At 70.5% G+C, this 22,813-nt stretch carries 18 protein-coding genes; 2 read left to right on the top strand and 16 right to left on the bottom strand.

The window, feature by feature from the left end; all coding sequences use genetic code 11:
- Window positions 1-107: 107 nt before the first annotated feature.
- The 8 genes from truD to M503_RS0100055 form a co-directional block, all read right to left on the bottom strand.
- Window positions 108-1,151 carry a tRNA pseudouridine(13) synthase TruD gene (gene truD, locus M503_RS0100090; RefSeq protein ID WP_028920456.1) on the bottom strand — a complete coding sequence of 348 codons (1,044 nt, stop codon included), beginning with the start codon at window positions 1,149-1,151 and terminating at the stop codon, window positions 108-110.
- Window positions 1,148-1,642 carry a 2-C-methyl-D-erythritol 2,4-cyclodiphosphate synthase gene (gene ispF, locus M503_RS0100085; RefSeq protein WP_028920455.1) on the bottom strand — a complete coding sequence of 165 codons (495 nt, stop codon included), beginning with the start codon at window positions 1,640-1,642 and terminating at the stop codon, window positions 1,148-1,150. Before ispF ends, truD begins: the two co-directional genes overlap by 4 nt.
- Before the next feature lie 262 nt (window positions 1,643-1,904).
- Entirely contained in the window at window positions 1,905-2,597 is a 693-nt protein-coding gene (ispD, locus tag M503_RS0100080) for a 2-C-methyl-D-erythritol 4-phosphate cytidylyltransferase (RefSeq protein ID WP_028920472.1), read from the bottom strand.
- On the bottom strand, window positions 2,594-2,923 hold the full coding sequence (ftsB, locus tag M503_RS0100075; RefSeq protein ID WP_028920454.1) for a cell division protein FtsB: 330 nt from the start codon (window positions 2,921-2,923) through the stop codon (window positions 2,594-2,596). The genes ispD and ftsB overlap by 4 nt, the downstream gene beginning before the upstream one ends.
- Before the next feature lie 10 nt (window positions 2,924-2,933).
- A complete protein-coding gene (gene eno, locus M503_RS0100070) occupies window positions 2,934-4,226 on the bottom strand; it encodes a phosphopyruvate hydratase (RefSeq protein WP_028920453.1) in 1,293 nt (430 codons plus the stop codon).
- 580 nt (window positions 4,227-4,806) lie between these two features.
- Complete coding sequence (gene kdsA / locus M503_RS0100065) at window positions 4,807-5,640, bottom strand: 3-deoxy-8-phosphooctulonate synthase (RefSeq protein ID WP_024869737.1); 834 nt, start codon at window positions 5,638-5,640, stop codon at window positions 4,807-4,809.
- A 120-nt stretch (window positions 5,641-5,760) separates the two neighbouring features.
- Window positions 5,761-7,419 (bottom strand): CTP synthase, encoded by a 1,659-nt coding sequence (locus M503_RS0100060; RefSeq protein ID WP_028920604.1) that lies wholly within the window; start codon window positions 7,417-7,419, stop codon window positions 5,761-5,763.
- Between the two features lie 129 nt (window positions 7,420-7,548).
- Window positions 7,549-7,818 carry a hypothetical protein gene (locus tag M503_RS0100055; protein ID WP_028920603.1) on the bottom strand — a complete coding sequence of 90 codons (270 nt, stop codon included), beginning with the start codon at window positions 7,816-7,818 and terminating at the stop codon, window positions 7,549-7,551.
- A 223-nt stretch (window positions 7,819-8,041) separates the two neighbouring features.
- Here M503_RS0100055 and parE point away from each other — a divergent pair, with 223 nt between their 5' ends.
- Entirely contained in the window at window positions 8,042-9,931 is a 1,890-nt protein-coding gene (gene parE, locus M503_RS0100050) for a DNA topoisomerase IV subunit B (protein WP_028920602.1), read from the top strand.
- 178 nt (window positions 9,932-10,109) lie between these two features.
- On the opposite strand, the gene M503_RS0100045 is transcribed toward parE, so the two are convergent.
- From M503_RS0100045 to araD1, 8 genes are all read right to left on the bottom strand, one after another.
- Window positions 10,110-12,215 carry a glycoside hydrolase family 43 protein gene (locus M503_RS0100045; protein ID WP_028920601.1) on the bottom strand — a complete coding sequence of 702 codons (2,106 nt, stop codon included), beginning with the start codon at window positions 12,213-12,215 and terminating at the stop codon, window positions 10,110-10,112.
- 34 nt (window positions 12,216-12,249) lie between these two features.
- Complete coding sequence (locus tag M503_RS0100040) at window positions 12,250-14,235, bottom strand: glycoside hydrolase family 97 protein (protein ID WP_028920600.1); 1,986 nt, start codon at window positions 14,233-14,235, stop codon at window positions 12,250-12,252.
- Window positions 14,228-15,256, bottom strand: a complete 1,029-nt coding sequence (gene yjfF / locus M503_RS0100035; protein WP_028920599.1) for a galactofuranose ABC transporter, permease protein YjfF — start codon at window positions 15,254-15,256, stop codon at window positions 14,228-14,230. The genes M503_RS0100040 and yjfF overlap by 8 nt, the downstream gene beginning before the upstream one ends.
- Window positions 15,253-16,305, bottom strand: a complete 1,053-nt coding sequence (locus tag M503_RS0100030; protein ID WP_428992237.1) for an ABC transporter permease — start codon at window positions 16,303-16,305, stop codon at window positions 15,253-15,255. Before M503_RS0100030 ends, yjfF begins: the two co-directional genes overlap by 4 nt.
- 8 nt (window positions 16,306-16,313) lie before the next feature.
- Window positions 16,314-17,801, bottom strand: a complete 1,488-nt coding sequence (locus M503_RS0100025) for a sugar ABC transporter ATP-binding protein (RefSeq protein ID WP_231472283.1) — start codon at window positions 17,799-17,801, stop codon at window positions 16,314-16,316.
- Window positions 17,802-17,988: 187 nt separating this feature from the next.
- Window positions 17,989-18,960, bottom strand: coding sequence for an ABC transporter substrate-binding protein (locus M503_RS0100020; protein ID WP_028920596.1), 972 nt, complete (start codon window positions 18,958-18,960; stop codon window positions 17,989-17,991).
- An 82-nt stretch (window positions 18,961-19,042) separates the two neighbouring features.
- The gene (locus M503_RS0100015) at window positions 19,043-20,482 is read right to left on the bottom strand and encodes an aldehyde dehydrogenase family protein (RefSeq protein WP_028920595.1); all 1,440 of its coding nucleotides are present in this window, start codon (window positions 20,480-20,482) and stop codon (window positions 19,043-19,045) included.
- Window positions 20,483-20,546: 64 nt separating this feature from the next.
- Complete coding sequence (gene araD1, locus M503_RS0100010; RefSeq protein ID WP_028920594.1) at window positions 20,547-21,554, bottom strand: AraD1 family protein; 1,008 nt, start codon at window positions 21,552-21,554, stop codon at window positions 20,547-20,549.
- Window positions 21,555-21,711: 157 nt separating this feature from the next.
- On the opposite strand from araD1, the gene M503_RS0100005 reads away from it, so the two are divergent.
- Window positions 21,712-22,668 carry a LysR family transcriptional regulator gene (locus tag M503_RS0100005; protein WP_028920593.1) on the top strand — a complete coding sequence of 319 codons (957 nt, stop codon included), beginning with the start codon at window positions 21,712-21,714 and terminating at the stop codon, window positions 22,666-22,668.
- Window positions 22,669-22,813 lie beyond the last annotated feature (145 nt).

Here is a 22,813-nt window from a genome sequence, read left to right as displayed (position 1 = left end):
CACGACCTCAACGCGCCGGAAGACGCGCTGCCGCGGCTCCGTCAGAAGCAATGCCGACTACCCGCCTGCAGGGATCCTGCCCTCTCCGGCAGGGAGAGCGGGAAGCGCTACTGCAGCGAGGCGGCGTCCTCGATGGCGCCCAGCTGTGCCAGCACGGAAGTCGCATAGCTGCCCGGGGGCAACGAGAACGCCATGCGCAGGCTGGTCCCGTCCACCCAGTCCCACTCCAGTCCGCCCGCGCGCACGCGCAGCGCGCGCCGCTCCTGTTCCAGCCCGGCGCGCTCCAGGCCCTCGCGCAGCTTCACCGAGCCCACGTCATCCAGCGCCGCCAGCTCCAGTTCACGGCACGCACCCTGCGTGCGCAGTTCGCCGCGACCCCACAATGGCCCGGTGGGATGGATGTCGAACGCCGCCAGGCGTCGCGCGATGTCGTCCGACATCGGCTCCGGCCCGAACACGCTGCGGCTGCCCTCCAGCGCCCAGACCTCGCCTTCCATGCCGCTGTCCCAGCTGCCGTCGGCCACGCGCGCGGCCAGCACCTGGTTGAACAGCGCCGAGCGCACCGCCGACAGCAGCATCGAACGCTGCTCGCGGCCCACGCGCTTGCCGGCGAACATCGCCAGCGCCTTGCCGACGTTGCCGCCGCCATGGCCGAAGCGCTGCTCGCCGAAGGCATTGGGCACGCCACGCCGCTCGATCTCCTGCAGCCGGGCCTCGATCGCATCGCGCGCGCCCTCGACGTCGCGCAGCACCAGCACGAAGCGGTTGCCGGCCAGCGCCCCGCGCGGCAGCTTGCGCCGGTGCCGGGCCTGCGCGAGCACGCGCAGCCCGTCGCGCTCCAGGGTCTCCAGTGGCGGCGCCTCGCGCCCCGGCAGCTGCACGCTGAAACGCTGCACGGTGACCGCGTGCCGGTCCTTCAGGCCGGCGTAGCCGACCGCCACCTCGGGCACCCCGGCCCAGCGCGCGAGCTCGCCGGCCACGTAGCCGGTGTTCATGCCGCGCTTCTCGATGGTCAGCAGCAGGTGCTCGCCATCGCCGCTGGCCTCGAAGCCGTCCAGTTCCTCGACCCGGAAATCCTCCGGGCTTACCCGGATCCGCGCCGACAGCACCGCCGGCCCGAAGGCGTCCGCGCCGGGATCGTTGGCGCTCACGCGCGCACCAGCAGGGCCACCGCCTGCGCGGCGATGCCTTCGCCACGGCCGGTGAAGCCCAGCTTCTCGCTGGTGGTGGCCTTGACGCTGACCGCGTCGACGTCGACGCCACAGGCTTCGGCGATGCGCTCGCGCATCAGCGGCGCGTGCGGGCCGACCTTAGGCCGCTCGCAGACGATGGTGATGTCGGCATTGCCCAGCTTCCAGCCGCGCCCGGCCACCAGGCTGACGCAGTGATGCAGCAGGCCGAGGCTGTCGGCGCCACGCCAGCGCTCGTCGCTGGGCGGGAAGTGCACGCCGATGTCGCCCAGCGCCAGCGCGCCGAGGAGCGCGTCGCACAGCGCGTGCAGGGCCACGTCACCGTCGCTGTGCGCGACCACGCCGCGCTCGTGCGGCACGCGCACGCCACCGAGCATGACGTGGTCGCCCTCGCCGAAGACGTGGACGTCGTAACCCTGGCCGATGCGGAAGGGAGGAAGTTCGCTTGCCATGTCGCAGGTTTTCCGGTGTTGCCGGAACGGCCCGGCACGTCGGCGGGTATTGTGCCTCGCATGCCGGAGGATCGCTTCCCTCTCCCTCCGGGGTGGGACGACATGTGTGCGCGCCGCTGGCGTGCATGGCGTCGAATGTCCGCGCCCATGGGGGCGGGCCGGGGCTCGGAGGGGGGCTGGGGGCAGGTCGGGAGCCTTGGGCGGCGCGAAGAAGCCGGCCCTCTCCCCTTCCCCTCTCCCGGAGGGAGAGGGGAAACACGGCTCAACGGCGCGAGAGCTCGAACTCGAAGCGCGCCAGGTCGGCGGGGGTGGTGACCTTGAAGTTGTCTTCGCGGCCTTCCACGAGCAGCGGACGCAGGCCCTGGCGTTCCAGCGCCATGGCCTCGTCGGTGACCTCGACGCCGGCCGCGGCGGCGGCCTGCAGGGCCCGGGTCAGCTGCAGGCGGCGGAACAGCTGCGGGGTCAGCGCGCGCCACAGGCGTTCGCGCGGCTCGGTGCCGTCGATGCCGCCGTCGTCGCCGGCGCGCTTGAGCGTGTCGCGCACCGGCGCGGCCAGGATCGCGCCGACCGGATCGGCACGGCCGCTTTCCAGCAGGCGGTCCAGGTCGGCCTGCGCGAGGTTCGGGCGCGCCGCGTCGTGGACCAGCACGAAATCGTCGGCCCGCACCGACTCCGGCAGGCTTTCCAGCGCGGCCAGCACCGACGCGGCGCGGCTGTCGCCACCGGTGCAGGCCAGCACCGGCTTGCCGGCGAACTCGGTCCAGCCCGGCCACCATTGGTCGCGCTCGCCGACCGCCACGACCACGCCAGCCACCGCCGCATGCGACAGCAGCGCATCGAGCGTGTGCGCCAGCAGCAGCCGCCCGGCCACTTCCAGGTACTGCTTGGGAACTTCGCCGCCGAAGCGCGTGCCGCGGCCCGCGGCGGGAACCACCGCCCAGATCGAGGCCATCAGTCCTGGCTCTCCTCGTCGCGGGGAGGCGGAGCAGGACGCTGTCCCGGCTCCTCCACCACCCGGTAGAACACCTCGCCCGGGCGGATCATGCCCAGCTCGCTGCGCGCGCGTTCCTCGGCGGCGGCCACGCCTTCCTTGAGGTCGCGCACTTCCGCGGCCAGCGCGGCATTGCGTTCCTTCAGGCCGCTGTTCTCGCGGCGCTGGTGCTCGACCTGGGCCTGCAGCGCGGCGACCTCGCCGGCGCTGCCGATCCCGAACCACAGCCGGTACTGCAGCCATCCCAGCAGCAGTACCAGGCCGAGCAGCACCCAGCGCATCGCGCGCACCGGCGTTCCGTCAGCGCTTCAGCGAGACGAACGCGTCGCGGCCGGCGTAGCGGGCGGAGGCGCCCAGCGCCTCCTCGATGCGCAGCAGCTGGTTGTACTTCGCCACGCGGTCGCTGCGGCACAGCGAACCGGTCTTGATCTGGGTCGCGGTGGTGGCCACGGCGATGTCCGAGATCGTGGTGTCCTCGGTCTCGCCCGAGCGGTGCGACACGATCGCCGCATAGCTGGCCCTGTGCGCCATGGCGATGGCTTCCAGGGTCTCGGTCAGGGTGCCGATCTGGTTGACCTTGATCAGGATCGCGTTGGCGGTGCCCGAATCGATGCCCTGCTTGAGGATCTTCGGGTTGGTCACGAACAGGTCGTCGCCGACCAGCTGCACCTTGTTGCCGATGCGGTCGGTCAGCAGCTTCCAGCCGGCCCAGTCGTCCTCGGCCAGGCCGTCCTCGATGGTGATGATCGGGTACTGCGCGACCCAGTCGGCCAGGAAGTCGACGAACTGCTCCGACGACAGGCGCTTGTTCTCGCCCACCAGGTGGTACTTGCCGTTGTCGAAGAACTCGCTGGAAGCCACGTCCAGGCCCAGCAGCACGTCCTCGCCGGCCTTGTAGCCGGCCTTGCCGATCGCCTCGAGGATGGTGTCCAGCGCCTCGACGTTGCTGCGGAAGTCCGGGGCGAAGCCGCCCTCGTCGCCCACCGCCGTGCTCAGGCCATGGCCCTTCAGCACCGCCTTCAGCGAGTGGAAGATCTCGGCGCCGGCGCGCAGCGCCTCGGAGAACGACGACGCGCCGACCGGCAGGACCATGAATTCCTGGAAGTCGACGTTGTTGTCCGCGTGCGCACCGCCGTTGATGATGTTCATCATCGGCACCGGCAGCGACACGTTTGACTCGGTCAGGCCCGACAGGTACTGCCACAGCGGCTGCTTCCTCGACGCGGCCACCGCGTGCGCCGCGGCCATCGACACGCCCAGCAGCGCGTTGGCGCCCAGGCGGCCCTTGTTCTCGGTGCCGTCCAGGTCGATCAGGCGGCGGTCCAGGCCCTGCTGGTCGGCGGCGTCGAAGCCGGCCAGCGCTTCGGCGATGGCGCCGTTGACGTTGGCCACCGCGTTCTTCACGCCCTTGCCCAGGTAGCGGGTCTTGTCGCCGTCGCGCAGCTCCACGGCCTCCTTGGTGCCGGTGGAGGCGCCGGACGGCACCGCGGCGCGGCCGAAGGAACCGTCGACGAGGGTGACCTCGGCCTCGAGGGTGGGATTGCCGCGGCTGTCGAGGATCTCGCGGGCGTGGATCTTGGCGATGCTGGTCATGGGTCGGGCATGCGTCCAGTGGGTGGAGTCGTGGCGAAGTTTAGCCGAGCGCGGCCACTTCTGGCGCCGTTTCCCACTGTTTCCGGGCACTTGCCGGTTGCCGGTTGCCGGGTGCCGGTTGCGGGCGAAAGCATCGCCCGGCGGACGTGCGAGCGGCTGGACGAACCTGGCGGCCCCTCCTGGCACCCGGGCGGGGGCTTGGCGAGACCTGGGCAAAAACAAGGCAGCTTCCGGCGCGCTGGGGTCAGGGCCTCCACGGCGTCACGAAAAGAGCGCGCCATCCCGACGCCCCCAGCACCGATCGCCCGGTAGAGTCGGGCTTGCCCGACTCCCACGCCGGGTCGGGCTACCGCAACCCGGTAGAGTCGGGCTTGCCCGACTCCCACGCCAGGTCGGGCCACCGCAACCCGGTAGAGTCGGGCTTGCCCGACTCCCACGCCAAGTCGGGCTACCGCAACCCGGTAGAGTCGGGCTTGCCCGACTCCCACGCCCGGCGCCCCGAGTCACATGAAAGCAGCGGGGCAAGCCCCGCTCTACAGAAGCAGCCCAAGGACCGCGCAGCGCGACTGCGCGATTTGCCTTACAGGCTCGCTTCCGCGAAGCCGTGCTTCTTGGTGACCGCGTCCAGCTCCAGCAGCGTTTCCAGCAGCTCGGCCATGCGGCCCAGCGGCCAGGCGTTGGGGCCGTCGGACAGGGCCTTGGACGGGTCCGGATGGGTCTCGGCGAACAGGCCGGACACGCCGACCGCCACCGCCGCCCGGGCCAGCACCGGCACGAACTCGCGCTGGCCGCCGGAACTGCTGCCCTGCCCGCCCGGCAGCTGCACCGAATGCGTGGCGTCGAACACCACCGGGCAGCCGGTCTCGCGCATCACTGCCAGCGAACGCATGTCGCTGACCAGGTTGTTGTAGCCGAAGCTGGCACCGCGCTCGCAGACCAGGATCTGCTCGTTGCCGGTCGACTTGGCCTTGTCCACCACCGGCTTCATGTCCCACGGCGAGAGGAACTGGCCCTTCTTGATGTTCACCGGCTTGCCGGCCGAACACACGTTCCTGATGAAGTCCGTCTGCCGGACCAGGAACGCCGGCGTCTGCAGCACGTCGACCACGGCCGCCACCTCGTTCATCGGCGTGTACTCGTGCACGTCGGTGAGCACCGGCACGCCGATCTGCTTCTTCACCTCGGCCAGGACCTTCAGGCCCTCCTCCATGCCCGGGCCGCGGAAGCTGGTGCCGGAAGTGCGGTTGGCCTTGTCGAAGCTCGACTTGAAGATGAAGTTGATGCCCAGCTTGCCGGTGATTTCCTTGAGCTGCCCGGCCACGTCCAGCTGCAGCTGCATCGACTCGATCACGCAGGGACCGGCGATCAGGAACAGCGGCTGGTCCAGGCCGACCTCGAATCCGCACAGTTTCATCACTTCATTCCTCCAGGTGGCCGCGGCGGGCGTCGACGCGGGACGCGGCCCGACGGCGGCCGGACGTGACAGTGCACCCCAGGCGGCGCGAAGACCGCGCCAACCCGGCGTTCCCGGGCCTCAGGCCCGGGCTTCCTTCAGCAGCTTGCCGCCGGCCTTCTTCTCGCGCGCGGCGCGGATGAAGCCGACGAACAGCGGATGGCCCTCGCGCGGCGTGGACAGGAACTCCGGGTGCGCCTGGCAGGCCAGGAACCACGGGTGCACCGTGCGCGGCAGCTCGACCATCTCCACCAGCAGGTCGTCCATCGACTTGGCCGAGATGACCAGGCCGGCGTCCTCCAGCTGGGTGCGGTAGCGGTTGTTGAACTCGTAGCGGTGGCGGTGGCGCTCGGCCACCACGTCCTTGCCGTACAGCTCGCGGGCCAGGGTGCCCGGCTTGAGCCGCTGCTCCTGCAGGCCCAGGCGCATGGTGCCGCCCAGGTCGGACTTCTCGTCGCGCTTCTCGACCTCGCCGCTGCTGGTGCGCCACTCCGTGATCAGGCCGATCACCGGATGCGGGCACTGCTTGTCGTTCTCGGTGCTGTTGGCGCCTTCCAGGCCGGCGACGTTGCGTGCGTAGTCGACCACCGCCGCCTGCATGCCGTAGCAGATGCCGAAGTACGGGATGCCCTGCTCGCGGGCGTACCTGGAGGTGAGGACCTTGCCCTCGAAACCGCGGTCGCCGAAGCCGCCGGGCACGAGGATGCCGTCGACGCCTTCCAGCTCGGCGGTGCCGGACTCGATGTCCTGCGACTCCAGCCACTTCAGGTTGACCCGGGTGCGCTGGCGCAGGCCGCCGTGCTTGAGCGCCTCGCCGACCGACTTGTACGCGTCCTTGTGGTCGACGTACTTGCCGACCACGGCGATGGTGACCTCGTCGACGGGGTGCACGGTCGCGTCGACCGCCGCTTCCCACTCCGACAGGTCCGCCGGGCGCGGCGGCTGCAGGCGCAGCCGGTCGGCGACCAGCGCGTCCAGGCCCTGGGCGTGCAGCTCCAGCGGCAGCTTGTACAGCACGTCGACGTCCTGCACGGAGATGACCGCGCGTTCGGGGACGTTGGTGAACAGGGCGATCTTGCGGCGCTCGCCGTCCGGCAGGGGCTGCTCGGAGCGGCACAGCAGCACGTCCGGCTGGATGCCGATCGAGCGCAGCTCCTTGACCGAGTGTTGGGTCGGCTTGGTCTTCAGCTCGCCGGCCGCGGCGATGTACGGCACCAGGGTCAGGTGCATGAACAGCGCCTTGTCCGGGCCGCGTTCGGCGCGGATCTGGCGGATCGCCTCGAGGAACGGCAGCGATTCGATGTCGCCGACCGTGCCGCCGATCTCGACCAGGGCCACGTCGTAGCCCTCGGTGGCCTCGTCGATGCAGCGCTTGATCTCGTCGGTGATGTGCGGGATCACCTGCACGGTCGCGCCGAGGTAGTCGCCGCGGCGCTCCTTGCGGATCACGGCCTCGTAGATGCGGCCGGTAGTGATCGAGTTCTTGCGGCTGAGGCGGGTGCGGACGAAGCGCTCGTAGTGGCCCAGGTCCAGGTCGGTCTCGGCACCGTCGTCGGTGACGTAGACCTCACCGTGCTGGAACGGGCTCATCGTCCCGGGATCAACATTTATGTAGGGGTCCAGCTTCATCATCGTGACCTTCAGGCCACGGGTCTCGAGGATGGACGCGAGCGAGGCGGCCGCGATGCCCTTGCCAAGCGAGGACACGACGCCGCCGGTAACGAAAATTAGGGGAGTCATTGGCGGGGCTCCGGAAAGCCATAGTCTACCGGCTCGGCTTCCGCGGCCCAAGCCGGGAACGGGCGGATGCAGCGTTCCGCGCCCGGCCGGAGCCCGCCGCGCAAGGCGGCGGGCGGGCTCAAACCGGCCTCAGCGCGGGGGGCGCTTGGCCTCTTCTTCCTCTTCCTTGCGCGGCGCGTCGGCCTTGCCGCGCGGGTCGTTGCCGCTGCGGGCCGCCTCGCGGCGCCTGGCGCGCTCGGCCGCGGCGGCCTGTTCGCGCTGCTCCTGGGCCTGGTGCTCGGCCAGCGCGGCCTTCTCGCCGGACTGCCCGGCCTTGCCCCGATCCTGCGCCCACAGCGGCGCACTCGCGGCCACGGCCACCACGGCCGCAACGGCACTCCAGAACAGACGTCGATTCATGCTTCACCTCCTGTCGCGGCGGGCTTCCCCATGCGCCCGCCTTCGGGTTGCAGGCCGCGGACGCCCGGGTACCAGGGCTTGCGCCCGCACCGGCCGCTTCCCGCGAACCTGGCGCCCTTATACGCCGGAGCGGCCTGCGCCCTCCTGAACAGGCACCGAGGGGGTGCAAAAAGCGGGGCCAGGCCCCACACTTCCGCGTCGCATCGCGCCATCGCAAGGTTCCATGAGCAGCCGTTACAACGCCGCCGACATCGAAGTCCTCTCCGGCCTGGATCCGGTCAAGCGCCGCCCGGGCATGTATACCGACACTTCCCGGCCCAACCACCTGGCCCAGGAAGTGATCGACAACGCGGTGGACGAGGCCCTGGCCGGGCACGCGCGGGAGATCGAGGTCACCCTGTACCGCGACGGAAGCTGCGAGGTCTCCGACGACGGCCGCGGCATGCCGGTGGACATCCACCCGGAGGAGAAGATCCCCGGCGTCGAGCTGATCCTCACCCGCCTGCACGCGGGCGGCAAGTTCAGCAACAAGAACTACACCTTCTCCGGCGGCCTGCACGGCGTGGGCGTGAGCGTGGTCAACGCGCTGTCGACCCTGGTCGAGGTGCACATCAAGCGCGAGGGCCAGGAACACCGCATCACCTTCCGCGACGGCGACCGCGCCACCCCGCTGGAAGTGGTCGGCACCGTCGGCAAGCGCAACACCGGCACCCGCGTGCGCTTCTGGCCGGATCCGAAGTACTTCGACAGCCCGCGCTTCAACCTGCGCGCCCTGCGCCACCTGCTGCGCGCCAAGGCGGTGCTGTGCCCGGGCCTGGCCGTCACCCTCCACGACGAGGCCAGCGGCGAACGCGACCGCTGGTACTTCGAGGACGGCCTGCGCGACTACCTCAAGGGCGAGCTGGCCGGACGCGAGCTGCTGCCGCCGGAGCTGTTCACCGGCAGCCTGAAGAAGGACACCGAGGTGGTGGACTGGGCGGTGGCCTGGATCCCGGAAGGCGATCTGGTGCAGGAGAGCTACGTCAACCTCATCCCAACCGCGCAGCACGGCACCCACGTCAACGGCCTGCGCTCGGGCCTGACCGACGCGCTGCGCGAGTTCTGCGACTTCCGCAACCTGCTGCCGCGCGGCGTGAAGCTGGCGCCGGAGGACGTGTGGGACCGCGTGTCCTTCGTGCTGTCGCTGAAGATGACCGACCCGCAGTTCAGCGGCCAGACCAAGGAACGCCTGAGCTCGCGCCAGGCCGCCGGCTTCATCGAGAGCGCCGCGCACGACGCCTTCAGCCTGTGGCTGAACCAGCACGTGGACCTGGGCGAGAAGATCGCGCAGCTCGCGATCGAGCGCGCCAGCGCGCGCCTGAAGACCGAGAAGCAGGTGACCCGCAAGAAGGTCACCCAGGGCCCGGCCCTGCCCGGCAAGCTGGCCGACTGCATCAGCCAGGACCTGTCGCGCACCGAGCTGTTCCTGGTGGAAGGCGACTCGGCCGGCGGCAGCGCCAAGCAGGCCCGCGACAAGGACTTCCAGGCGATCCTGCCGCTGCGCGGCAAGATCCTCAACACCTGGGAAGTGGCCTCCGGCAGCGTGCTGGCCTCGCAGGAAGTGCACGACCTGGCCGTGGCGATCGGCTGCGACCCGGGCAAGGACGACCTCACCGGCCTGCGCTACGGCAAGGTCGTGATCCTCGCCGACGCCGACTCCGACGGCCTGCATATCGCCACCCTGCTGTCGGCGCTGTTCCTGCGCCACTTCCCGGCGCTGGTGGCCGCCGGCCACGTGTTCGTGGCAATGCCGCCGCTGTTCCGCGTCGACGTGGGCAAGCAGGTGTTCTACGCGCTGGACGAGGAAGAGAAGCGCCTCCTGCTGGAAAAGATCGCCCGCGAGAAAATCAAGGGCCAGGTCAACGTGACCCGCTTCAAGGGTCTCGGCGAAATGAACCCGCAGCAGCTGCGCGAATCGACCATCCATCCCGACACCCGCCGCCTGGTCCAGCTGACCGTCGACGACGGCGAGCAGACCCGCGCACTGATGGACATGCTGCTGGCCAAGAAGCGCGCCTCCGATCGCAAGGCTTGGCTGGAGCAGAAGGGCGACCTCGCCTCCCTCGAAGTCTGAGAACCCAGAACGTAGCCCGGTAAGCAAAGCGCACCCGGGACACCCCCCTCTCCCCCCGGGAGAGGGGCCGGGGGAGAGGGCCGGTTACCGAACCCGTAGTCGGTCGCATGGCGCTGATTTCGCCCACGCGCACAACACATCGCCCCATCCCCGGATGCGGCCTTCCGCCTTATCCGGGCTACTGCCCCTTTACCGCCCTCCACACCAGCACCGTCCCATCGCGCCGGTCAGGCCGCGTGCCCGGACGATCCGCCGCGTAAGGCTCGCCAGTCCCCGGCAGGATGCCCAGGTAACGGTGGGTCTTCATCGACAGCAGCATGAACTGCCCGCGCAGCAGGTCCTGCCACATGAAGCGGCTGTCGACCGGGTGCTCCGGCAGCAGGCGCACGTCGGCGGACAGGCCGATGCCGGCCACGGTCAGGAAGCCGCTGCCATCCAACGCCTCCAGCGCCACCTGGCCGCCACCGCGATCATGAACCCGGAACCGGGCCGCAGGCGACTTCGCCTTCTCCGCATCGGCCGGCAGCGGCTGCAGCACGCCCAGCGGGTGCACCGTGGCCACGCTGCCATCGCCCAGGTTCTCCAGCGTCACCACCTGCCCCAGCGGGATATTGCGCGAACGGTCGGCGAGCGGCTCGACCAGGTCGAAGCGGTCGAAGTCGGCATGCCCGCCCTCGCGGCCGGCGCTGTTGAACGCGAACAGCGCGTAGCGCGAACCCTGGAAGGTCTTGAGCTGGTACGGCAGCCGCACCGGCGTGCCGATGTCGTGGAACTCGCGCCCGTCCACGCTCCAGGAGAACCAGGCCAGGTCCTCGTCGTGGTCTCCGCGCAGGCGCAGGTAGACCCGTGCCTGCGGCAACGGCACATCGATACGGCGATCCTCCGCCTGCGAGTACCAGCGCAACACGCGCCGCCCGTCTTCCTGCACCACCGCCAGCCACGCCGCCGGCATGTTCAGCACGCCCAGCCCTGCGACATCGCCCGGCTGCAAACCGCCGGCATCCAGCACCACGGTGGCCGTGGCTTCCGGGCCCACGACGCGCTGGGTCAGCGTGTTGCGCGCGTGCAGGAAGCCATCGACCGGCAGCGCATGCAGGCGCAGGTGCCCGCGGCGTTCCTGCAGCGACCAGTTGCCGTCCTGCGGCTGGTGGTTCCACTGCCACACCGGCTGCAACTGCGCGGCGGAAAAGTCATCGCTGCGCCGGTAAGGCGCATGCGGCTTCACATCCACATCGACCTTCGGCTTGGTCCACGTGCGCGGCGAGCGCCCCAGGTTGCCCGGCAGGCCGAAGTACGGCCAGCCTTCGTGCCAGGTGACCGGCGACAGGAAAGTGGTCCGGCCGATGGACTTGAGGTCCATCATCGAGAAGCCCCACCAGCTGCCGTCCGGCGCCTGGACGATGCCGCCCTGGTGCAGCGGCACCGCACCCAGTTCGTTGTCGCCGGGCCTGTGCGAAGAGAAACGCGCGCCGTCGGCCGGGATCGGCGAGCGCTGGCCGACGCTGCTCTCCCACCAGCCCCGCTGGAAACCCATGCTCTCGCTGGCGCTGATCGCCACCGTTTCCCACGGCCCGTCGAGGCTGTCGGCGCGCGCGGCCTGCATGCGCCCGACCGGGGCGTAGTTGGCGCTGATGATGTAGTAGCGCCCGTCCACCTTGTAGAAGTGGTGGCCCTCGCCCATGCCCTGGCCGGCCGGGATGATCACCCGTTCGCTGCCCTCGACCACGCCGGACAGGTCCGGCTCCAGTTCGACCAGGCGCACCTCGTTGTAGTTGAACACCGCCCAGACCCGGCCGTCGTCGTCGAACAGTACCGACAGGTCGTGCAGGTTGCGGTCGATCACCTTATGCGTCCAAGGTCCCGCCGGATCTTCCGCGGTGAACACGTGCAGCCCGCGCTCGTTGATGTTGGCGAAGATATGGAAGCGGCCGTCGTGATGGCGCAGCACCGGTGCCCAGATGCCCTGGCCGTACAGGTCCTTCCCTTCCTCGAGCCGGTATTCGGGCCCCGGCGGAAACTCCGTCAGCGCATAGGACACGAATTCCCAGTTGACCAGGTCGCGCGAGCGCAGCAACGGCAGGCCGGGCACGGCGTGCATGGTGGTGCCGGTCATGTAGAACCAGTCGCCGACCCGGATCAGGTCAGGGTCGGAGAACTCGTCGTAGAAGATCGGGTTGGTGTAGGTGCCGTTGCCGTTGTCGGCGGTCCAGGAGACCGGCGCCGCCACGACGGATGCGCCGCCTACCAGCAGGGACAGCAGCAGGAGCAGTCGCGCAAACACCATCACTCACCTCCCGGCGCGACGCGTGAGGCGCCGCTCAGTCCAGTTGCAGCACGAACCCGCCGGCCGCCGGCAGCTCCAGTTCCAGTGGCTTCCCGGGCCCGAACTCGACGCGCCGCCGGGCGAAGCCCGGCGCATCGTCGCCATCGACGATCAGCAGGCCGCGCTGCACGCCGCCGCCCAGCCTGCCGGCGTCCAGCATGAGCTTGCGCGGCCCGGGGCCGGCGTTGATCCCGCCCACGAACCAGCGACCGCCACCCTGGCGCGCGAACACCGCGTACTGCCCCGGGTAACCGTCGAGGAAGCGGCTGTCGTCCCACACTTCCGGCAGGCCGGAAAGGAAGGCGCGCACGTACTTCGGCACCTGCGCCATGCCCTCGGCGGTCTCGGCATAGTGCTGGATGCCGGAAACGAACAGCACCGACTGCGCCAGCTCGAACGCCGGGCTGGTGCGGCGCTGCACGCGGTCGTTGAGCTTGACCATCGCCAGCGGGGTGAAGTCCATCGGGTCGAACACGTTGCGCACGAACGGCAGGGTCGCCGCGTGCACGGGCACGCGGTCGGCATTGGCCTGCTCGAAGGTGGCGAATTCCAGTCCGCGCACCGCCTCCATCGTCTGCAGGTGCGGCCAGGTGCGCTGCCAGCCACGCGGCAGCGTGGCGCCGTGGAAGTTCATCTGGAAGCCGTAGGGGGCAGCGTCGGCCAGCAGGTCAAGGTAGTAGGCGATCATCGACGAGCCGTCGCCGCCGAAGAAGTCGACTTTCAGCCCGGCCACGCCCATGGCCTTGAGCCTGTCGAACTCGCGCACGCGGCTGGCATGGTCCAGCAGCCGGCCGCGCGGGGTCTGCGGGGCGTCGTTCCAGTCGCCGGCCGAGTTGTACCAGACCAGCACGGACACGCCCTTGCCGTGCGCGTACTCGACGAGTTCGCGCATCCTGTCCTCGCCGATCTGCGTGTCCCACAGCGCATCGACCAGGGTGTAGCGCCAGCCCATGCGCGCGGCGTAGTCGACGAACTGCTTCTGCACCTCGAACACGGTGTGGTCGTCGCCCAGCAGCGGCCAGCTCCACGAGGCCTTGCCCGACACCGAAGGCGCAGCCACTGCCGGCGGATCGGCCAGGTCCGTGCCGAGGGTGGAATCGACCACCGTGGCCAGGCCGCCCACCGCGACGATGCGCCACGGCGAACGCCACGGGAACGCCCCAATCCACGGCAGCGCCGCTCCGCCCGGCAGCGCCTCGCGCCCGTCGGGGAAGCCGATCAGGTACTCGCCCGGAGTCGCGCCATCGAGCAGGCGGCTGCCGGCATCGCCGCGGCGCAGGCTGCCTTCGCTCAGCAGGATCCAGTCGTCCCCGCTGCGGAACAGCGCGGGGAACACCCAGCCATGCCCCATCGGCGTCGGAGTACCCACCGGCACGTCCTGCAGGTAGTACTCCTCGTACGAGGGATTGGTGCGCGCGAAGCCGGTCTTGGGTTCGGCCATCGGCTGCAGCCAAGCGTGCGCACCGGGCGGCAGGCGGAATGTCGCCGCGTCTCGCTTCCAGGTCTGCAGCCCGGGCACCGGGTGTTCCAGCTCGTAGCGGAACGCGGCGCCGTCGTTCGACACCTGCCAGGCCACGGCCAGCCCGTGGCCCTGCGCGTCCTTCCAGCGGAACACGCGGCGGTTGGCGCGGTATTCGTTGTGGCGGCGCTTGCCCGACAGCAGCTCGTAGTCGTCGGCCACCGGCTGCACCGGATCCACGCCGGCGAAGACCAGTCCCTGGGACAGGTCCACGCCCTCGCCCACCATGCCCAGCGGCGATGGCGCGACGACTTCGCGTCCCTCACGCAGCAGGCGCCACATGGGCCGCCCGGCATCGTCCAGCGCCATCTCCACGCGCAGGCGGCCGTCCGGGCTGGGGACATCGCCCAGCGATGCCGCGGCGGCCTGCAGCGGCACCCAGACGGCCAGCAGCGCCATCGCCACCACCGCCCGCGCAGTGCGCGCCGGCAGCCCGCGAACCCGACGCAACACCTCAGCCATGTCCGCCTCCACCCGCCGCGCTGGTCCGCACCAGCAGCCGCTGCAGCAGGCAGAACGCCAGCAGCAGCACGCCGATGGCGATCTTCGTCCACCACGAGCTGAGCGTGCCGTCGAACACGATCAGGGTCTGGATCAGGCCGAGCACCAGCACGCCGAACATCGTGCCCCACACGCTGCCGGCGCCACCGGCCAGCAGGGTGCCGCCGATCACCACCGCGGCGATCGCGTCCAGCTCCAGTCCGCTCGCGTGCAGGCTGTAGCCGCTGAGCATGTAGAACGTGTAGAGCACCCCGGCCAGCGCCGAGCAGAAGCCGCTGAGCGCATAGACCTTCACCAGCACCCGGTCGACCGGCAGGCCCATCAGCCGCGCCGAGGTCTCGTTGCCGCCGATGGCGTAGACGGCGCGGCCGAAGCTGGTCCGTCCGGCCAGCAGCACGCCGGCCAGCACCACCAGCAGCGCGACCACGGCGCTGGCCGACAGCGAAGCGCCGCCACCCAGCGGGATCCGCATCCCGGCGATGCCGACGTGGAAGGGGTGGGTAATGCCGATCGATTCGACGCTCACCAGGGTGGCCGCGCCGCGGGCGAGGAACATGCCCGCCAGGGTCACCACGAACGGCTGCATCCGGTAGCGCTGGATCAGCGTGCCCATCAGCGCCCCGAAGATCGTCCCCACCGCCAGCACCACGGCGATCGCCGGCAGCGGATGCCAGCCATGCCGCTGCACCAGGCTGGCCAGCAGCACCGTGCTGAAGGCGACCACCGCGCCGACCGACAGGTCGATGCCGCCGGTGAGGATCACGAAGGTCATGCCGACCGCGACCACCAGCAGGAAGCCGTTGTCGATGAACAGGTTGAGGAATACCTGCGGGCGCAGGAAGCCGTCGTACAGCACGCCGCCGGCCACCGACATGCCGATGAACAGGAGGATGGTCACCGCCAGCGAGACCAGGCGCGGGTCGCGCCAGAGCCGCGACAGGCCGGCGCTGCGCAGCATCACGCGGAGCGGGATCGCGCTCATGCTCCACCCCGCAGCGGACGGGTGACCAGCGCCCGCAGGCGCGCGCGGAACTCCGGCGTCTGCAGCAGCAGCACCGCCAGCACCAGCAGCGCCTTGACCACGAGATTGACCTGCGGCGGCACGCCGATGGCGTAGATCGTTGTGGTCAGCGCCTGGATGATCAGCGCGCCGACCAGGCTGCCGGCGAGGCTGAAGCGGCCGCCGGTCAGCGCCGAGCCGCCCAGGGCCACGGCCAGGATCGCGTCCAGTTCCAGCAGCTGGCCGGCATTGTTGGCGTCGGCGCTGGCCACGTTCGAGCTGACCAGCAGCCCGGCCAGGCCGGCGCAGAAGCCGCTGAACACATACAGCGACAGCGTGATCGCGTGGGCGCGCACGCCGGCCACGTGCGCCGCCAGCGGGTTGTGGCCGATCGCGCGCACGAACAGGCCCAGCGCGGTGCGGTCCAGCAGCAGCTTCAGCACCACGAACACCGCCGCGACCACGAACAGCGCGAACGGCAGCCCGAGCAGGAAGCCGCCGCCGAGGAAGGCATACGGCGCGTAGTAGATGGTCAGGATCTGGCCGTCGCTGACCAGCTGCGCCACGCCGCGACCGGCGACCATCAGGATCAGGGTGGCGATGATCGGCTGCATGCCCACCTTCACCACCAGCAGGCCGTTCCACAGGCCGCACAGCGTGGCCGCGGCCAGCGCCGCGGCGATCGCGGCGAACAGCGGTCCGAGCCCGGTCGCCCCTCCCGCGGTCATCCGCGTGATCGTCCAGGCGGCGACGGTGGCGGCGATGGCCAGCACCGCGCCCACCGAGATGTCCAGGCCGCGCACCGCGATCACCAGGGTCATGCCCAGCGAAACCAGGATCAGCGGCGCGGCGCGGTTGGCGATGTCGACCAGGTTCCCGTACAGCCGGCCGTCGCGCCACTCCAGCGCCAGGAAGCCGGGATTGAACACGCCGTTGGCGACCAGCAGCAACGCCAGCGCCAGCAGCGGCCAGGCCAGCGGATGGCCGAAGGCGCGGCGCAGGATCGAGGGTCGGGCCGTATCGGCAGCCATGTCCTGCATCAGCCCTGCCCCGCGATCAGTTCCAGGACCTGGTCGCCGTCGCTGCCGCCGGGCAGTTCGCCGGCCAGGCGGCGCTCGCGCAGCACCGCGATGCGGTCGCCAAGCCGGGTCAGTTCCTCGATCTCGGCGGAAATGAACAGCACCGCCATGCCCTCGCGGGCCAGGCGCAGTACCTCGGCCATGATTTCCTGCTTGGCGGCGACGTCGATGCCGCGGGTCGGTTCGTCGAGGATCAGCAGCTTCGGCTGCGTGGCCAGCCAGCGCGCCAGCACCACCTTCTGCTGGTTGCCGCCGGACAGCGCGCCCACCGGCGTCTCGATGTCGGCGGTGCGGATGCCCAGCAGGGCGACGTACTGGTCGGCCAGCTTCACCTGGGTCGCGCGCGACAGCGCGCGCAGCCAGCCGCGGCGCGCCTGCAGCGCGAGGATGATGTTCTCGCGCACCGACAGCCCGGCAACGATGCCCTCGGTCTTGCGCTCCTCCGGGCACAGCGCCAGCCCGCGCGCCACCGCATCGGCCGGATGGTGCAGTTCGACCGGCGTGCCGTCCACGCGCAGTTCGCCGCTGCCGGCGCGATCCAGCCCGAACAGCAGCCGCGCCAGTTCCGTGCGCCCGGCGCCGAGCAGGCCGCCCAGCGCCAGCACTTCGCCGGCGCGCAGCTGCAGGTCCACCGGATGCAGGCTGCCGCGACGGCCGAGACCACGCGCCTCGACCACTACCGGCGCGTCCGTGGGCGCCGGCGCGGCGGCGTCGCGGCCGCCGGCCAGTTCCACCTCGCGCCCCACCATCGCCCGCACCAGCGCGGCCTGCGGCAGCTCCGACGGCAGGTACTCGCCCACCAGCGCGCCGTTGCGCAGCACGGTGATGCGGTCGGAGACCTCGTAGACCTGGTCGAGGAAATGGGTGACGAACAGGATCGCCATGCCGCGCTCGCGCAGCCGGCGCATCACCGCGAACAGCTCGCGCACCTCGCCCTCGTCGAGGCTCGAGGTCGGCTCGTCCAGCACCAGCACCTTCGCCGACACGCCCAGCGCGCGGGCGATCGCCACCATCTGCTGGATCGCCACCGGGCACGAGGACAGCGGCATGTCCACGTCCAGGTCCAGGTGCAGCTCCGCCAGCAGCGCGCGGGCCTCACGGCGCACGCGTTTCCAGTCGATCAGGCCGAACCGGCGCGGATAGCGGCCGGCGAACAGGTTCTCGGCGATCGACAGGTTCGGGCAGAGGTTGACCTCCTGGTAAACCGTACTGATGCCTTCGTGCTGCGCCTCCAGCGGCGTGGCCGGGGCGATGGCACGACCGTCGAGGGTGACGCTGCCGGCGTCGGGCCGTTCCACGCCGGTCAGCAGCTTGATCAGGGTCGACTTGCCTGCCCCGTTCTGGCCCATCAGCGCGTGGATCTCGCCGGCGCGCAGGCACAGGCTGGCGCCGTCGAGCGCCCGGGTCGCGCCGAAGCGCTTGGACAGTCCCTGCGCGTGCAGGACCACCGCGCTCAAGCGCGACTCCCGGCCGACGCCATCGCGCCCGGTGCAAAGGCCCGGCAACGACCAGCCTTGCGCGCCGGCCGGAGCGTGAGCGTGTGCCGCTTCCCTTTCCCCGGATGCGCTTCGCTTGGCCGCGCTACGGGCGCTGCGTGCATGCGCGGGCGGCGGAGGGCCTGCATTGCGAGGGTGCTCAGTACTTGCGGTTGGGCAGCTCGGCTTCGGCCTGGTCCCGGGTGAACACGCCCTCCTCCACCTGGACCCGCTTGGGCACTTCGCGGCCCGCGTGCACGTCGCGGATCAGCTGCGCCAGCTGCGGGCCGAGCAGCGGGTTGCACTCGACGGTGGCGTTGAGCTTGCCAGCCTTCATCGCCTCGAACGCGCCACGCACACCGTCGATGGAGACGATGCGGATGTCCTCGCCCGGCTTCAGCCCGGCTTCCTCGATCGCCTGGATCGCGCCGATGGCCATGTCGTCGTTGTGCGCGAACAGCACGTCGATGCCGTCGCGGCCCTCGGCCTTGAGGAAGGCTTCCATCACTTCCTTGCCCTTGGCGCGGGTGAAGTCGCCGCTCTGCGAGCGCACGATCTGGAAGCGCGGGTCGGCGTCGATGACTTCCTTGAAGCCCTTCATGCGGTCGTTGGCCGGGGCCGAACCGACCGTGCCCTGCAGCTCGACGATGCGGATCGGGCCGGCCTGGCCTTCGCTGTCCTCGAGCAGCCAGCGCGCGGCACGGCGGCCTTCCTCGACGAAGTCCGAGCCGATCAGGGTCACGTACAGCGAATCGTCGGCGACATCCACGGCGCGGTCGGTCAGCACCACCGGGATGCCGGCGGCCTTGGCCTCGCGCAGCACCGTCTCCCAGCCGGTTTCCACCACCGGCGAGAAGGCGATCACGTCCACGCCCTGGGCGATGAACGAACGCAGCGCCTTGATCTGGTTCTCCTGCTTCTGCTGCGCGTCGGAGAACTTGAGGTTGAACTCCGGCGCCGCCAGCGCTTCCTTCACCGAGCGCGTGTTGGCGGTGCGCCACTCGCTCTCGGCGCCGACCTGGCTGAAGCCCACGGTGATCGCGCCATCGGCCGCTTCGCCGCCGCCCTTGCCGCAGGCGGCCAGCGCCAGTGCGCACAGCAGCATGGCGAACCGCATGAAACCCTTCTTCATCGCTCCTCCCTCGATGCTCCTGTGGCCCCGCCGCCTTGCGGCGTGCCGCACGCCCTCCAGCGTGCGGCTGCGGGGATGCGGCTCAGGCCGCGGTGTAGGCGGTCTTGACCGTGGTGTAGAACTCCACCGCGTAGCGACCCTGCTCGCGCGGTCCGTAACTGGAAGCCTTGCGCCCGCCGAACGGCACGTGCGGATCCACGCCTGCGGTCGGCAGGTTGACCATCACCATGCCCGCCTGCGCGTTGCGCTTGAAGTGCGTGGCATGCTTCAGCGATGTGGTGCAGATGCCCGCGCACAGGCCGTACTCGGTGTCATTGGCCAAGGCCAGCGCGTGCTCGTAGTCGTCGGCGCGCAGCAGCGCGGCGACCGGGCCGAAGATCTCCTCGCGGGCGACCCGGTCGGACGGCTTGGCCGCGAACAGGGTCGGCGCGAGGAAGTGGCCCGGCGTCTTCCACTCCACGCGATCGCCGCCGGCGAGCAGCTCGCCGCCGTCCTCGTGGCCGGCGCGGATGTAGGACAGGTCGGTGTCCAGCTGCGCCTGGCTGGCGACCGGACCGATGTCCACGCCCTGCTCCAGCGGATCGCCGACCTTCACCTTCGCCAGCCGTGCCCGCACCTTCTCGACGAAGGCGTCGTAGATGCTGTTCTCCACGATCAGGCGGCTGGAGGCGGTGCAGCGCTGCCCGGTGGAGAAGAAGGCGCCGTTGACCGCGCACTCCACCGCCTTGTCCAGGTCGGCATCGGCCAGCACGATGAGCGGGTTCTTGCCACCCATCTCCATCTGCACCTTCAGCGCGCGCGCGGCGGCCTGCTTGAGCAGCGCGTGGCCGGTGGGCACCGAACCGGTGAAGGTCAGCGCGTCGAGCTTCGGGTGTTCGACCAGCGCCTGTCCGACCACCTTGCCGCTGCCCAGCACCATGTTGAACACGCCTTCCGGCAGGCCGGCGCGCGAGAGGATCTCGGCGATCGCCCAGGCGCAGCCGGGCACGATCTCCGCCGGCTTGAACACCACGGTGTTGCCGTAGGCCAGGGCCGGGGCGATCTTCCATGCCGGGATCGCCAGCGGGAAGTTCCACGGCGCGATGATGCCGACGGTACCGACCGGCTCGCGGGTGATCTCCACGTCCACGCCGGGGCGGGTCGAGGCCAGCTTCTCGCCGGGGATGCGCAGGGCCTCGCCGGCGAAGAACTTGAAGATCTGCCCGGCGCGGGCGGCCTCGCCGATGCTCTCGGCCAGGGTCTTGCCCTCCTCGCGCGCCAGCAGCCGGCCCAGTTCCTCCTTGCGGCGCAGGATCTCGCTGCCGACGAAGTCGAGGATGTCGGCGCGCTGCTGCGGGTTGGACAGCGACCACGCCGGCAGCGCCGCCGCGGCCGCCTCGACGGCCTGCCCGGTGCGCGCGCCGTCGACCGTGCCGTACTGGCCGACCGGGGTGCCCAGGTCGGACGGGTTCTCGTCGGGGTGCGCGCCATCGCCCTCGACCCACTGGCCGGCGATGTAGCTGCTGAAGCGCTGTTCGCTCACGATGCTTCTCCTGTCGCAATTCCAGTGGCGCATCCGGCCCGCGGCCGGCGCGCGTCCACGCACCTTACAGCGCGCCCACCCCGCCGGGTGCGAAGCCTGCCGGCACCGTACGCAGCGGGTTGGCCAGCGGCGCCCCCAGCTCCGGCAGCTCGATCTCGAACACGTCGCCCGGCTCGGCGCGGACGCCGTCGGCGAAGCTGAGCGTGGCGGTGCCGAAGAAATGCAGGTGGACGTCGCCCGGACGGCGGTGCGCGGCGTACTTGAAGTGGTGGTACTCCAGGTTCTCCAGCGAATGGCACATGTTGGCCTCGCCGGTGAGGAAGGGTTTTTCCCAGACCACCGCGCCGTTGCGGCGCAGGCGGCTGGTGCCGCGCAGGTCCTGCGGCAGCGGCCCGGTCCGCAGCTCCGGGCCCACCGCGCAGGCACGCAGCTTGGAGTGGGCCAGGTACAGATAGTTCCGGCGCTCGGTGACGTGGTCGGAGAACTCGTTGCCGATGGCGAAGCCGAGCCGGTGCGGGGTGCCGTCCGGGCCGACCAGGTACAGGCCGACCAGTTCCGGCTCCTCGCCGCCGTCGAGGGCGAAATCCGGCGAGGACAGCGGCGCGCCCGGCGCGGCGACGATGCCGCCATCGCCCTTGTAGAACCATTCCGGCTGCACGCCGGCCTGGCCGGGCGCGGGGATGCCGCCTTCCACGCCCCACTGGAACATGCGCATCGAGTCGGTCAGGGTGCCGTCCTCGGCCTGCTGCTGCAGCTTCTGGTGCATGGCGTCGCGGGCCGCGGCGCTGCCCAGGTGGGTCAGGCCGGTGCCGGTGACCAGGCAGTGCGCCGGATCGGGATGGTGCAGCGGCGGCAGCACGCGCCCCGCCTGCAGCAGGGCCGGGTAATCCAGCGTTTCCTGGCCGGGCGTGGCGGCGACCTGTTCATCGAGGCTGCGACCGGCAGCCAGCGCAGCGCCGGCCAGCGCATAGGTGGAGTCGACGCCATCGAGCAGGCGCACGCGTGCACCCGCCTCGTCCACCACTCCGACCCGCGTGTTGCCGCCGTCGTCCAGCAGCTGGATCAGTCGCATCGCCCCTCCGCCCGCCCGTGGATTGGTAGGCACGCCGTCCTTCGGAGAGAGAAAGGGACGGAAACGCGCCTTCGGCCATTCTGCCCATCGCAGGCATATGCATCCAATCCATTTTCGTGCATAACATATATAAACATTGCTATCGAGGGGGGCGCGCTTGCCACCGAACATGCCCTGGTTCGTCCGCGCACGGCTCAAGACGCGGCAGCTGATGCTGCTGATCGCGATCGACGAGGAAGGCAACATCCACCGCGCCGCCGAATCGCTGGCGATGTCGCAGCCGGCCGCGTCCAAGCTGCTCAAGGACCTCGAGGAAATGATCGGCGTGCCGCTGTTCGAGCGGCTGCCGCGCGGCATGAGCCCGACCTGGTACGGCGAGACCATGATCCGCCACGCCCGCATCGCCCTGGCCAGCCTCGGCGAGGCCGGTGCGGAGATCGAGGCGCTCAAGGGCGGCTACGCCGGCAGCGTCTCCATCGGCGCCATCGCCGGCCCGGCGATGAGCCTGCTGCCCACCGCCCTGGCGCGGGTGGCGAAAGAGCACCCCGACCTGCGCGTGTCGCTGCTGGTGGAGAGCAGTGACGTGCTGCTGGAACGGCTGGAGCAGAACCGCATCGACTTCCTGGTCGGCCGCCTGTTCGAGGGCCACGACAAGCGCCACCTGCACTACCAGGCGCTGGCCGAAGAGGAGATCTGCGCGATCGCCCGCCCCGGCCACCCGATCCTCGCCCTGGAAACCATCGACCTGGCCGAGCTGGCCCGCGGCAGCTGGATCGTGCCGCCGGAAGGCAGCGTGCTGCGCCACCGCTTCGAACTGATGTTCCGCGGCGCCGGCCTGCAGCCGCCGAAGCAGGTGCTGTCGACCACCGCGCTGGTGTTCATCTCCAAGATGCTGCAGGAGAGCGACTACATGGCGGTGGTCCCGGTCGATGTGGCCCGCCACTACGCCAGGCACGACATGGTGCGGATGGTGCCGGTGGAGCTGTCCTGCAGGATGGACTCGTTCGGCCTCATCACCCGCACCGACTGGCTGCTCTCGCCCGGCGCGCGCGTGGTGCTGAAGGCGCTTCAGGAGGCCGCCACCGAGGTCTACGGCACCCCACCCGCCACCTGACGCCCTCGTAGAGTCGGGCTCGCCCGACTCCCACGCCAGGCGAAGCGACGAAAGGCAAAGCAAGAGCAGTGGGGCAAGCCCACCCCACACAGTGGCGCCGCCCGGTCTCGCTGCCTTTGTAGAGTCGGGCTCGCCCGACTCCCAC

It is taken from the genome of Pseudoxanthomonas suwonensis J47, assembly GCF_000513955.1.
Lineage (GTDB): Bacteria > Pseudomonadota > Gammaproteobacteria > Xanthomonadales > Xanthomonadaceae > Pseudoxanthomonas > Pseudoxanthomonas suwonensis_C.
Note: the sequence above shows the minus strand (reverse complement) of the source record. Positions and strands in the feature narration are given on the sequence as shown.

Excerpts from the sequence above, each read along its gene's own strand:
- ispF (WP_028920455.1), bottom strand. The coding sequence starts at position 1,642 with ATGGCAAGCGAACTTCCTCCCTTCCGCATCGGCCAGGGTTACGACGTC.
- eno (WP_028920453.1), bottom strand. The coding sequence starts at position 4,226 with ATGACCAGCATCGCCAAGATCCACGCCCGCGAGATCCTCGACAGCCGC.
- kdsA (WP_024869737.1), bottom strand. The coding sequence starts at position 5,640 with ATGAAACTGTGCGGATTCGAGGTCGGCCTGGACCAGCCGCTGTTCCTG.
- M503_RS0100060 (WP_028920604.1), bottom strand. The coding sequence starts at position 7,419 with ATGACTCCCCTAATTTTCGTTACCGGCGGCGTCGTGTCCTCGCTTGGC.
- M503_RS0100055 (WP_028920603.1), bottom strand. The coding sequence starts at position 7,818 with ATGAATCGACGTCTGTTCTGGAGTGCCGTTGCGGCCGTGGTGGCCGTG.
- parE (WP_028920602.1), top strand. The coding sequence starts at position 8,042 with ATGAGCAGCCGTTACAACGCCGCCGACATCGAAGTCCTCTCCGGCCTG.
- M503_RS0100045 (WP_028920601.1), bottom strand. The coding sequence starts at position 12,215 with ATGGTGTTTGCGCGACTGCTCCTGCTGCTGTCCCTGCTGGTAGGCGGC.
- M503_RS0100040 (WP_028920600.1), bottom strand. The coding sequence starts at position 14,235 with ATGGCTGAGGTGTTGCGTCGGGTTCGCGGGCTGCCGGCGCGCACTGCG.
- yjfF (WP_028920599.1), bottom strand. The coding sequence starts at position 15,256 with ATGAGCGCGATCCCGCTCCGCGTGATGCTGCGCAGCGCCGGCCTGTCG.
- M503_RS0100030 (WP_428992237.1), bottom strand. The coding sequence starts at position 16,305 with ATGGCTGCCGATACGGCCCGACCCTCGATCCTGCGCCGCGCCTTCGGC.
- M503_RS0100020 (WP_028920596.1), bottom strand. The coding sequence starts at position 18,960 with ATGAAGAAGGGTTTCATGCGGTTCGCCATGCTGCTGTGCGCACTGGCG.
- araD1 (WP_028920594.1), bottom strand. The coding sequence starts at position 21,554 with ATGCGACTGATCCAGCTGCTGGACGACGGCGGCAACACGCGGGTCGGA.